The organism is Trichocoleus sp. DQ-U1 (assembly GCF_039961925.1).
Classification (GTDB): Bacteria; Cyanobacteriota; Cyanobacteriia; order Cyanobacteriales; family FACHB-T130; genus FACHB-T130.
Genome location: NZ_JAMPKB010000050.1, coordinates 1 through 13,087 on the forward strand (window position 1 = coordinate 1; position 13,087 = coordinate 13,087).

The 13,087-nt window shown below is 43.9% G+C and carries 8 protein-coding genes; all 8 read left to right on the forward strand.

The window, feature by feature from the left end:
* The first annotated feature begins 113 nt into the window (after positions 1-113).
* The 8 genes from NDI34_RS19095 to NDI34_RS19130 all read left to right on the forward strand — a co-directional run bounded on the left by NDI34_RS19095 (position 114) and on the right by NDI34_RS19130 (position 12,799).
* Positions 114-335, forward strand: a complete 222-nt coding sequence (locus tag NDI34_RS19095; protein WP_348233508.1) for a hypothetical protein — start codon at positions 114-116, stop codon at positions 333-335.
* Positions 336-351: 16 nt separating this feature from the next.
* The gene (locus NDI34_RS19100) at positions 352-768 is read left to right on the forward strand and encodes a hypothetical protein (RefSeq protein ID WP_348233509.1); all 417 of its coding nucleotides are present in this window, start codon (positions 352-354) and stop codon (positions 766-768) included.
* Complete coding sequence (locus tag NDI34_RS19105; protein WP_348233510.1) at positions 765-2,465, forward strand: hypothetical protein; 1,701 nt, start codon at positions 765-767, stop codon at positions 2,463-2,465. The genes NDI34_RS19100 and NDI34_RS19105 overlap by 4 nt, the downstream gene beginning before the upstream one ends.
* Positions 2,466-2,815: 350 nt before the next feature.
* Positions 2,816-3,112, forward strand: coding sequence for a helix-turn-helix domain-containing protein (locus tag NDI34_RS19110; protein ID WP_348233511.1), 297 nt, complete (start codon positions 2,816-2,818; stop codon positions 3,110-3,112).
* Positions 3,113-3,247: 135 nt separating this feature from the next.
* Positions 3,248-4,063, forward strand: coding sequence for a hypothetical protein (locus NDI34_RS19115; RefSeq protein ID WP_348233512.1), 816 nt, complete (start codon positions 3,248-3,250; stop codon positions 4,061-4,063).
* A gap of 441 nt (positions 4,064-4,504) precedes the next feature.
* Positions 4,505-5,335, forward strand: a complete 831-nt coding sequence (locus NDI34_RS19120; RefSeq protein WP_348233513.1) for a phospholipase D-like domain-containing protein — start codon at positions 4,505-4,507, stop codon at positions 5,333-5,335.
* Positions 5,332-8,424, forward strand: a complete 3,093-nt coding sequence (locus NDI34_RS19125) for a helicase-related protein (RefSeq protein ID WP_348233514.1) — start codon at positions 5,332-5,334, stop codon at positions 8,422-8,424. Before NDI34_RS19120 ends, NDI34_RS19125 begins: the two co-directional genes overlap by 4 nt.
* A 10-nt stretch (positions 8,425-8,434) precedes the next feature.
* The gene (locus tag NDI34_RS19130; RefSeq protein ID WP_348233515.1) at positions 8,435-12,799 is read left to right on the forward strand and encodes an N-6 DNA methylase; all 4,365 of its coding nucleotides are present in this window, start codon (positions 8,435-8,437) and stop codon (positions 12,797-12,799) included.
* Positions 12,800-13,087 lie beyond the last annotated feature (288 nt).

The window sequence follows — 13,087 nt, forward strand, 5'->3', positions numbered from 1 at the left end:
TATGAACTTCGGCTCAGTCAAAGGTAAGATGAGTAAAACTTATGACTGGCAGCTAGCAATCGTCTAATTTTAGACCCCATATTACCCCAGCGACGACTTTTGCAAGAGGTCTAATGGACTTCCAAACTGCGTTACAGATTGTGGCACGTCGGCACCAAAACAGTGTACGTCGCATCAACGAGAAAATCCCTCAAATGGAACGACGAGAAGCCTTATCAGAACAGGTGCGGAAAGAGCGGGAAGAACGCAAAGATTTATTGACCAATGGTTCTCGCTCTAGCACAGGTAAGAAGGGTTTTTGGCAAGGTATCGGTGACTGGTTCTCAGGCAAATAATTAAAGATGAAAGCTGATGCTTAATTTAAATAATCATCAGCCTCACCACGAGGCTGATTCCTTTCTTGATGAATCTCAAGTTGAAGAAAGTAAGGCAATCAAGTTTTATCGGTTCTCTGGGAACATCTCTGAGTTCGGTTTGTATTTTTCGGGCGGATTGACCCTAGCTCTACTCTGCCGATTAATTCCAGGAATGCTCATCACTTACGCTTTGTTATTAGCGTGTGCGACGGGTTATCTCGTTCTAACTGCCAAGGAAAATTCACAAATAAACGCCATTATTGGTTTGGCAATCACTGCTTCTTTAATCGGTAGCTTTTGGGATTTAATCATTAGCTTAATTTTGGTGGTTAATCCCCTGTGTTGGATAGGGATGATTTTGGCAGGATTCGCAGCCGGTTTATCGATATTTATCAGGAGGTCGGGGCAGTGAATCCAAAGCTAATTATGTTGTCTGCGATGGCATTGGGTGTCATTGGTTCGGCTTTCGGAGTGCAAGGAAGTTTCGACGGCAAGCTTTACTACTGCCTACCTGTAGAGAGTGGCTGCGAACAGCGCTCAATTCCCGACTGGATGCAACCTCCAACAGAAGCGCTAAACGTGCGACGAACCCCAGGAGCCGCGGGATGGAAACTGCTTGGCTCATTCGTGTCTCTCGCTGGCTTTGGAGTATCGATGACATTGGCGCGATCGCTCTCGGAAATGGAATCGAAAAAGCAGAAATATTCTCAAGTTTGGGAAGGAGTGAACCTCCAAAAACTTAAGTTAGAAGCACAAGCAGAGTTGGAAGCATTCAATCAGCAAGTGATGCTCCTTGCAGCGGAACAATCCTACTCTGTATTAGCACCGTACCAAGAGCCGCTGGAAGCTGAAGTTGTTTCCGAGGCTCAATCACCTGATACAAAAAATGCATCGGGCGAACCGTTATCGATTGAAAACAACAATCCACAAACTGTAGAACCCAGCACACCTAGCAGTCCTCCCTCAGAAGGTTTATCAGGCACAGTCCTAAACAAAGACTCAGAAACAATCGGCATGGCAATCCTGGATGGATTGGTGGGTTCTCGTCGCTCTACCTTACTTGTTGGCAGCACTGGCGCCGGTAAATCTGTCACCGAGGCATATCTTCTCTCTAAGTTTCAACAGCGTTACCCGAATGCAGAAATTTGGGCGATCGCTCAAAAGAATGATTCCTTCGGTGGTTTGGATAAAAAAGGACGAGTGATTTTATTCGATGCACTTGACCCATCAGAAGCCTTGAGAGGGATTGACCACATCCACGGCATTTACGATAAACGCCGCAGGTTGCCCGAAAGCGCCCGAACCGACCTCAACCCAGTGCGATTAATTCTCGCTGACTGGCTGAGTATCAATCAGGCACTAGAAGAGTTAAAGAACGAAGAACCCGTTAAAAGCTCTAAATATCTCACCAAGCTGGCAGACATCATTTACAACGGACGTGAGCTGAATGTCTGTCTGGTTGTGGACTTACAGAGCTTTAACTTAGCTGCCATTGGAATGAAAGCAGACCGGAACAGTCGCAAAAACTTTAATCTCGTTGGATTGGGAAACTACTCAGTCGATGAGTTTGGCAGCATTAACGAATCCTACGGCGTGTTGTCCAACATGATTGGGAATAAAGATATGGTTGCCGACGAGGATGAACGGTCAGTGCTGCTAGCAACATTCAAAGAACTCAAGCCAATATCCAAGGATAATCAGCGCCCAATTATCTTCACCACATTAGAGCCGAGTCGGGTCGCTTTACTTCCCGATTTGAGGCACTACAAGCCTGGTCAATCGGTACGGATGAAACTGGAAGGATATACCCCTGAATACCTGAATCGAATTCTGAGTCTTGAGTTTGACATTGATACTCCAGCACCACCAGAAGTACCTGGTGAGACGGCAGAAGTCATTCACGACAATGCTCAAGCCAAAGAAGTTTTGAGAAGTTGGTTTGCAGGTAAAGGATGGGTGAAAATTAATCGCGCTCGGACAATGTGTAAGTCGCTTCTAAAGCTAACGAAAGATTCAGATGAAGTCCGTTCGCTCATCAATGAACTCGTTCAAGAAGAACTGGTAATCGTCAATGAAACTGACGAATTTAATGTGGATGTGACCTCGTGACCAGGCGTGAGAAATCCGGTCAAAATCTCTAAATTCGTGATTGGGTCACGAATGGTCACGAGCGGTCACACCCTTATCCAGTGGGGGTCACAGGGTTTACACACTTCGGTGACGCTCGTGACCCGTGACTAGATGGTGACTAATTCCAATTGGTGATTGCTCACGTTGCTACCACTGATAATTGCCTGAATCTGCACTTGTGTTTGAGAGCTGAATCTCCGTCCCAATTGGGACGGAAAAATTTAAAGTATCCCGCTTGTGTAAGCAGCTAGGTAACGCAGTTACTAAAGTCTTTCCCCTCATTTCACAAATAACGAGTCAGCTCACTCACGATATATAGGAGGTGTTCAATGACTCCCAAACCTTTAACTGAGCGTCAACGTCAACTCATCCAAAATTACGCTTACTGCCAGTTACAGATGACCCCTCAGCAGTTCCGTAGTAAGTGGGCATTAACCTATGAAGAAGTTTCTCTAATCTGCGCTCGCTCTCCAGGAACAGTCAATTCTTGGTTCTCTCCTCAGAAAAAACATCGTCCCACTAGAAATGATATGCGTCACCTTGCTTTAGTTAATTTTCTCTTAGAGAACTACGAGTCAATTCCAGAAGACATCATAAATCTACTCTGTCCACCCTATTTAGATTAAGAGTCATCCTCGGTCAACAGTCAATGTCAAATCGGTATTTTTTGACTTAAGGCTTTCTATTATTTTTTAAAAGTTAGCAGATTGTTGGGAGTCTTCGACTCAGATTTTCTGCGCTCTTTTACTGGAGGAATCCTAATGAGTTTAACTTCATTCGTCAATGAAAAGGATGTTCGCGAACGCTTTAACGCAGAATTCCTTAAACCAGTCTTGATAAAAAATCAGGCGCTACTCGTTCCCCCTCTCACTCAAAATTCTCGGATAATGGGAACTGCTTTTGATTATCTGATGCGCTTTCATTTGAAGAGACTGAATCCACAAGCGGTTGAGCTTCCCTGGATAGCCGAAAATGCTTGGTACATTCTGGATAGCAGAGGTTTAGATGAATTGTGCCAGCAAGCATCTGGGATTCTGACTCAAGCAAAAGAACGTTATGCAGAGTTTCTCTCAACCCAGACTTTGACTGATGAACTTCTTGCCTCTACCTTACTACTGGCTAAACTAGATGGCTTTTATCGTGCCCTAAGAATGGATGAGAATCTTCTACAGGTTAATGAAGAAGACGTTCGGGATTTAAGAGCTTTAATCAGTGCCGTGGATTTCAGTTTATTTCAGACTTCAGGGACTGTTATCTTAAATCCACAATTCAAAAGCTCCTCTTTAGTGAAGGGTGCAGATGCAGATTTAATCCTTGATGATTTACTCGTCGATATCAAAACGGTGAGGGAACTGGATTTGCAGAGAAGGGACTTTAATCAACTGGTTGGATACTATGTGTTGAGCCGGATTGACGCTCTAAAAGGCGTACCGCTTCCCTACGATATCAAACGCTTAGGCATCTACTTCTCCCGCCACGCTTATCTTTTTACCTTCAATGTTGAAGAAGCTATTGATGAGGAAAAATTCCCTGAGTTCTTAGAATGGTTTCAAGTGAGAGCAGGAAGGAGCTTTTAAATCGGAATTTATCAATGGTTGACGCGATTGGGTCAGTCCATCTTTATGCCGATCCCCCAATGTAAATGAAGCCCCGCAATGTACCGGGGCTTTTTTCTGGGAGGGGCAATTGCCCTCAAAAAAAGATAATAGAGGATTGATAATTACAGCTCTACGGCAACTAATCGATCTAACCAGAAATGAACTAGCAGGATAGGGGTTTTACTAGCACCCCAAGGCTGAAGGCTTGGACATGAAACAATTACAGCAGCAGATTGAGGGGTGGAAAGCGTTGCTAGAGAAGTTGAGAGGGAATAAATAAGCGATCGCCTAATTACTGCGGGAATTAGGTGAGCGCGGTTAGGATTTGTTGGAGAGGTATTTTCTAGAAAGAGAGGCTAATAACTCTTGGAATAGAGATGGCTAAATAAGTTTGAGCCTTCACCAGTATCACTTACCAAGATGAAAAGTTTGTCAGTCTCAATCGTTCACTGTACAGACCAAGATTTTCTTGAAGCTTTTCGAGCAGATCTAGCTGACGCTACTGAGCAAGTAACAATTCTGTCCCCTTTTCTCTCTCAGAACAGAGCTATCCATTACTATTCAGTTTTGCGATCGCTAACCTTAAGACAGGTCTTGATTGATGTTTACACGAAACCAAAGCCTGAGCAGCCTCAACGCCTACGCGAACACTTTGACGGAGTTGAACGTAGATTAAAAGAGACTGGCGTGGGCTTTCATGTACGATCTGGTATGCACGAAAAAGTTGGTGTTCTCGACAACAAAATTCTTTGGCACGGTAGCCTGAACATTCTGTCCCATAACAATACGCGAGAATCTATGCTCCGGTTTGAGTCTCCTGAACTTGTCCGAGAGGTTTTGATTGATTTGGGACTTGCGACTGATGCTGTTGAGAGTGAAACCAACGAGTTTAATCAGGCGGATAGAAGCATTTCGACAGACTTGGAGTTCTACGAAAACACTCCCGGTTGTCCCCAATGTCAACAACCAATGCTCTTATACTCAGATGCAGGGTTGTGGATTTGTAAACATAGTCCTACCTGTTCTGGAACGTTACCGTTGAGTGGCACAATTTCTAAATTTCAGAGTGTCGAAAACATTAGAACTGTTCAGCGCTTAGAACTACCCTGTCCATTGTGCAAAGCCCCTTTGGAAATCAGCCAAGGTTATTTGACGCGCGTTGCCTGTTTATCCCCTGATTGTGGGTTCGCTCTAGATTCGCGTTTGGCAAATAGTCTTCTTAGGGTGCTTCGTCGGAGAGTAACAACATGAGTCTTCCATTTGAAGTTGAAAGTAAAGTCCGCTGCCGGAATCAAGTCTGGGAAGTCCTTAAGATTACTGATAATCAGGATGGTTCCTGGACGATTCGACTGTTGCCAGAAGACGGCGGCAAGCCTCTAAACTTCCTTTATCCTCATACACCAATTGAGCTGATTCGCTCCAGTCTCGATCAGTTACAAGAAGGGCGGATCGATCATATCGATCACTACCGTCTGTTCACCAGCGCGACGCGCCTATCTCTTGTCTATGAGTATGACAAACTTTTGAGCATCAGTAACTCAAAAATGGTGCCAGAACCTTACCAACTCTTGGCAGTTAAGAAAGTGATGGAGTCACTACGCCAACGGTTTTTAATTGCTGATGATGTTGGTTTGGGAAAAACGATTGAAGCTGGATTAATTATGCAAGAGCTAACTGCACGGGCTAGAGGAACTCGTGTCCTAATTGTTGTGCCAGCTTCTCTACAAGACCAATGGAAAAAGGAAATGCGGCGGCATTTTCATCGCACATTCTATATCTATAACCGTCATAAAATTGAAGGAATTCAGGAATTAGTCGATGAAAATCTGAACCCTTGGTTAGCCAAAAATTCGATTATTACCTCGATTGATTGGGTAAAACCTCTGTATGAAGGAAGTGGTATTTCTCGACGCAATATCAACCCAGTTTTTGACCAAATCGTGAAGGTGGAGAAACCTTGGGATTTAATAATTATTGATGAAGCGCACTATGTATCAACGGATTCCAATCGAGCTGACTTGGCTAAAGCCTTGCAAGAGCGGTGTGACAGTCTCTTGCTAACTACAGCTACTCCTCATTCGGGTAATCCAGAACATTTTTTCAACCTCCTGAATCTAATTGACCCCTTCATGTTTGCTGATTCGGAAGACCTTGATCGCACTGATGCTCGCGAACGTATAGATAAGGTAATGATTCGCAGAGGAAAAGAAACTATCTTTGAACTCAATGAAGCGGGAGAACTGGTCAAAAAGTTTAAAGACCGTGAGCCACATCCCATAGAAATCCCTTTTTCTAAGGAGGAGCGAGAGCTATACGAAGCTGTTTCTGAATATACGGCAACGGGATGGGCAACCCTAAGCCGGAAGCGCAAGCTCTCATCTGCCGAGAAAAACGTTGGTAAATTCTTACTTACCTTGGTACAAAAGCGTATGGTATCTAGTCTCTATGCGTTACGAGCTACCTTAAAACGACGGATTGATAGCATTGTTGAAGACCGAACAGCTAACAAGATACAAGGGGTAGATACTAAGCAAATCAAGCAGCTATTGAAAGATTACAACAAAAACGAGTTCATGGATGATGAAGACCAAGAGCTGGTTGAACGCTATCTTGAAACTAGAAGAATTCAGGCGATGTATGCCGAGAGAACAAATGAGAATAAAACTCTCCGTGAACTGTTAGACAAAGCTGATGAGTTAATCAAAACCGAACAAGATAGTAAGGTGCAATGGCTAACTGACTTCCTCAAGAAGTTGTTCGCTTATGACTCGAATGAGAAGGTAATTATTTTTACTGAATACCGTGACACTCTAGACTACTTGAAATCAAAATTGGAAAAGGAATGGTTTCTGGGAAGCGGTAGCATTGTTACCATTCACGGACGTATGCCCTTGGGTGATAATGAGGCGGAAATTGGCTCAAAGATTTATGCAGAACGGCGGTTTAATGAAGCAGATACCCGAATTTTGTTGGCGACTGATGCCGCTTCTGAAGGTTTAAACCTCCAGAGGTATTGTCATATTTTGATAAATTACGAACTCCCTTGGAATCCTAACCGTTTAGAGCAGCGGATTGGTCGGATTCACCGCTACGGTCAGCGGCGCAAGCCACAAATTTATAATCTGATGATTGAGGATTCCAAAGAAGCTGAGATTTTTAAACGGCTCCAAGAGAAAATTGAGATTATTCGCACGCAACTCGGCAGTATGGCTGAGGTGCTAGGAGTTTTAGAGAGAGTTTCCCTTGATGAGCTGATTCTAAAGGTTTTGGATCAGTCGGTTGATGTTACAGAGGCTGGGGTGATCGCTGATAAAGAACTCAAGCGTATGGAACAAATAGCTGCCGAGCTAAAAGAGATGCAGTTTCTCTCTGGTTGCCGTCAGTTTACCAAAGAAGATATCGAGTCTGCTGATGTAGCGATCGCAGACTCCCAAAAAGCGATTCCCCAGCACACTGATGTCCAAGCCTTTGTCGAGACGTTCCTGCGCGTTTATGGCGATTCAGGACGCAACGATCAAGATGGACGCAAGCTTCACCCAACTAAGCACAAGGGAGTATATCGGCTCTTGGTGCCTTCAGTTATCCAGGATGACAAACTGCCTAAGTATTATAGCCGCGTGACTTTTGATCGCAGTATTGCCACAAAAGATTGGTCGCGTCAGGACGAACCAGAGTTTATTGCCTTTGGACACCCTTTGCTGGAACGCATGGTTCATTACTGCCGAGTCACTAAAGCCGCAGAGTTGGGAGGTAAGTTATCATGCTTGGTTGCCGATTATATGGGTTTGCCAGGAGTGATTTTCAATTTCCGGCTCCGGTTTGAAGACCAGGTAGGGCGCGTAATCCGGGAGGAATTAGAGCCTGTATTCGTCGATCAGGAGGGTGCTATCCAACCGGAACTAGGGCGTAAGCTTTTCTTAGCGCCAAGTGTTCCTCAGACCGAACCCAACCACGATACTTTGGCAGTCGTGAGGCAGAAGATTAACCAACTGCAACAGGCGGCTGGCAATTACATTCGCTCCCAGTACCAAGACTATTATCAGCGAGTGGAAGACAGGCGAAACCAGGATATCGCTGTCTTAATCGAGGATTTGGAGCGGTTTGACTGGGGCATGAGAGAACATTTGCAAAATCGACGGAGTGAACTTGACGGCGGACAACAGTGGCTGTTTGAGGAGTTGGAAGACTCAACTGTCAAGGGACAGCGAACTAGGATTGAAAACCAACTCAAGATACACCAGCATCGGATGCAAGAGCGTCAGTCTGAAATAGAGAAAATGCGCGTGGGAGCCTTTCCAGCACCGGAGTTATTGAATATGGTTATAGTTACACCAGCATGAGGGAAAGCTGATGAGTAATCGTGTGGAAAGACTAACCCAGTTGCGCCGTCATGAGCAGGATAGCAAAGGCTATGCCCCCTCTAGTCGCTGGTACACAAAGCTAAGTTATGCCCTCAAATTTCTGGAACGGGCAGAGACGGAGACTGACCACATTAACCGCTTTCGGGAAGCCTGGTTTGCCATCTATAACCTCTCCATGATGATTCAAATTCCTGGTGAGGAGGAAAATAAAACCCTTATAAAACTTAGTAAGGAGTTAGAAACAGCCCCGGCTATCAGATCCCTTTCACAGGATTTCCCAACTTCCTTTTTAGAACTGCTGTTAACGGCTAAAAAACAGCTTCTCTGGGACGCTCAACGCAATCAGTGGCGGGAATCAAAACAATGTGTAGAAAGCTGGTTGCAAAAGCGCCAGAAGTCTCAAGAGTTATCCCCTGAAAAAGCCTGCACCTATGTCTTTCTGATTTTGCGAGATTTACGCAACACCGTAAGCCATTTCGATTCCAATCCTAGTAGTTCAGCGACAAAGAAGGCTCTGAATGCAGCGGCTGATCAGTTTATCCCTCTAGCAGCAGCGGCAATTGAAACCATCATTGAGCGTCCAATTAAAGGAACAACTGGGCGGACGATCGCTTACCATTCCTTTCTTTACCCCTTCCTGAAAAACTCGGATAGCTTCTTTTCCGACTATTATCTGGAGCGCTTATTTCCTGAAGAAGAGTTGGCAGATTTTGCTGAAGCAGAAGTCAAGGAACAACTCAGAGGTATTGCTAGGGAATGGCGATCGCGCCAAAGCACTCTGAGAACTGCTAACGAGAATACAACGCGGCAGTTATGGTATGAGTCGGTCTTGTTTCCTGCTCTAGGAACAACTGTCCATCAGGGAGTAACACTGGTAGCAGAGGATGGGGTATTTGACCCCACCTATGTTCTAGTGCGGACAGACTCAGGCGGAACCCCCCAGGCAGAATATCAAGGCAAAGATGCCAAAGGCAACCTGGCTTGCTTATTTTGGGTTTTGCCGTGGCTCACAAGTTTGGATGCGATATCCACCAATCCAGAGTTTGAGTCTCTGCCAGTGATGGAAGTTGCTCACCGCGCTTTAACTGCCTCTGACGTGCCTTGGGCAATTTTAACCAATGGGCAACAACTGCGTCTGTTGAGCCGGAGAACTGCCCACAAGCCTCGCTGTTTTTTGGAAATTGATTTGGCAGCAGTCATCGATCGCCGAGGCGATACAGAAGCGCTGTTATCATTCCGCTATCTCTTAGGTTTATTCGCTGGGGCTTCTTTCATCGAAGAAGATGAGCAGGGGCGGACTCGCTTAGACCGAGTTGTAGCCGGAAGCGATCGCCACGGTCAAGAGATTAGTGACGAACTGAAACAAAACGTCTTCGGTGCCTTGGAGGAAATTGGTGATGGGTTCTTAGATTATCTTCGCAATCATTCAGAGGAACTCGAAGCATGGCGACAGAAGAAACACTCAGCTGTAGCAGTAGCAGCCTTTCTTAATTCTGAGCAGTTACTGACGGATATTTATCAGGAATCCCTCAGTTTAATGTATCGGCTGCTGTTTTTGTTCTATGCAGAAAGTCGTAACTTGCTGCCGATAGAAAATGAGATTTACCGGGATTCTTACAGCCTGGAATCGATTCGTGATGACATTATTTCAGTGTTGGATGACCCCGATCCTACCAAGTTTTACGGTAAGGGAGATACTCAACTTTGGCAGCGGTTGCAGGAACTGTTTGGCTTAGTCAATCAGGGAGGATTGGGAACCCTTATCCCAGCTTACAACGGTGGTTTATTTGACCCAGAACTTCATCAGTTTCTCGAACAGTTTCAGGTTGGAGACTATCACCTATCACGGGCGATTGATTTGTTAAGTCGTACCCGCCCAAGTCCGAATCGACCACGGGGAGGGCGCATAAAAGTAACGTACCGCGACCTTGATATTCGGCATTTGGGCAGCATTTATGAGGGGATTTTAGAGTATTCCGCTCACATTGCCGACCAAGAATTAGTGGTAATGAAACGGGGGTCAAACGGCAAAAATTATGACGAGTATGTGTCTGTCTCGGAGTTGAAAGCAGAGGAGAGACAGCAGTTACAAGCTTATCGGGAAGCGACAGAAGAGAACCCAGAAAATCCTAAGTTACCAAAACGGTGCAAGGTGGTAGGGGTGAAGCCTCAAGGTTCCTATTTCCTGGTCTATGGCAGTCGAGAGTCGAAGCGCAAGTCTAGCGGTTCTTATTACACTCCGGATTACATTGTCCAGTACATCGTTGAGAATACCTTGGGTTCACTGGTGGCGGGTAAGAACCGGGAAGGCGAATTACAGAATGTGCCACTAACTGCGGATGAAATTCTGGGATTGAAGGTACTTGACCCTGCGATGGGTTCGGGGCATTTCCTAGTGGCAGCAACAGAGTTTTTGGCGCGTGCTTATGGGGAGGCGCTGATTAAAAAACCAAATAATAACGAGGCAATGAGTGATGAAGAGTTTGTCCGATATAAGCGGATAGTGGCGGAACGCTGCATCTATGGGGTGGATTTGAATCCGATGGCAGTAGAGTTGGCGAAGCTGTCGATGTGGTTATTCACGATGGATAGAAATTGTCCGCTGTCGTTCCTCAATCACCATTTAAAGTGTGGAAATTCGTTGATTGGTGCTTGGATTGATGATTTAGCAGAATTACCGGAGCCTGTCCGCCAGGGGAAGCCAAAGAAGCGCCAGAAGTCACCTGGACAGTTGAATATGTTTAAGGAGCAGTTTAAGGCGCAGGTTCCGGGAATGGTAAAGGATTTGTTTAGAATTATGGACCAAGAAACGCTGACTTATCAAGATGTTCAGGATAAAAAAGTGTTGGCTCAGGCAATTGAAGAGAAGAAGCGTCCGTTTAAAAGTTTTGCGGATATGTGGGTAGGAACGTTTTTCGGGGAACAAGCAAGGGATTATTATGCATTGTTAACGAATGTTGATCTGGCAAAAAATCATCAATCTCCGGCTGCTCAAGATAATAATTTTTTTAATTGGGAGCTGGAATTTCCAGAAGTATGGTTTGAAGAAAGTGGTCAACTAAGAAATTTCCCTGGTTTTGATTGTATTTGCCAGAATCCTCCTTGGGGTGCGACTTTCAATAATTTAGCGAAAGTTTTTTTACTGAATTGTTTTAAGGAGATTATTGTCAGAATACCTAACTCATTCATGTATTTTGTTTTGCAAGCAACTAGACTTCTATCTAAAAACAGTTATCTTGGATTTGTTTTACCAGATACATTGTTGTCACAACCCGAAACAGAAAGGGTTCGTGATTGTCTAAGCGAAGAGTTTAATTTAGAACGTGTTGTTAATCTAGGAAGTGGAGTTTTTGTTCAACCGGACGGTTCTGAACCGACAGCGCCAGCTTGTATAGTTTCTGTGTCTAGACCTTTAAAAGAAACAAAAGTTGGCATTTTAGATATTTCCCAAGTCAATAAAGATGAAAAACCGGCTTTCCTGAACTCAAAAAATCTGGAGTCTATTCCTAAATCAGCTTACTTAAGCCTACCTGGTAAGAGATTTTTGGCTACCGACTGTCTAGAGGAAAAATTGGTTATAGCATCAAAGTGTTATGGCAAAGGTCGCTTACTACTTGAAGATATAAAAGAAGATTTGTCTCAAGGAATCACAACGGGCGGTGATTACGCATTTGTTATAAATATCATTAATAACCAAATTAAAATTGAAGAAAAAGTTATAAAAAAAACCTTGACAGGTTCTTACTTAAAACCTTATTTGATACAGGATTGTCCTCTAAAAGTCATTTATACAAACGCTAACTTTAAACCAGAATTATTTCCACAAGCTACGAAACATCTCATGAAATTTCGCCCTCAATTAGAAAATAAAGTGGAAACACGTCAGGGAATTCGCCCTTGGTATCGTCTTCATAGAGCTAGAGATGAGGAAAAACTTTCATTTCCAAAGATTTTGATTAGGCAGACAGCAGATCGGTTAGTTGCTGCTCTTGACAGAGAGGGTTTATATGTTCTAGATAGCCTATATTTTATAACGCTAAAAAACGCCGGAATAAGCAGTATATATACTCTAGAAATTCTAGAAGCATTATTGAATAGTAGTGTCTGGAATTTCTTGTATATGTTAATAACGCAGGAGAAAGGGCGAGTTTTTTCACAAGTTAAAGCTGAAAATGTTAAGTGTCTCCCAATTCCCAAACCTGACGAATTAGAGGATCTAAAAGATGCCTTACAACAGAAACCTATAAAAATATCCACTTCTTGGCAAAATGATATAGATTTTTATGTAAGCTTAGCTTTTGGTCTTACTCTTTCAGATCATACTTATATTAGACAGATATTAGGTCGTGCATAATTGATAATAAATATTCACTTAAGGTAATACGAACCTGAGTTTCATCCCTATTCGCAGGAATGTAGTTATCTTACCTATAGATGCAACATTACAAACATTCCAATTAATTAGGGCTTCATATTCCTGCATTTACAAAACGAAGCCATCTAGCAGACTCTGCACTCCATCTACATTGATCTGCCACATAATAGGATTGGTTTTCTTTAAGCGGTTATCCGGTACAGTTAACAGCGCCAATACTCATTTAAACTCCTCAATACGCTCTTTAGTTACTTGCTACTCTAAATT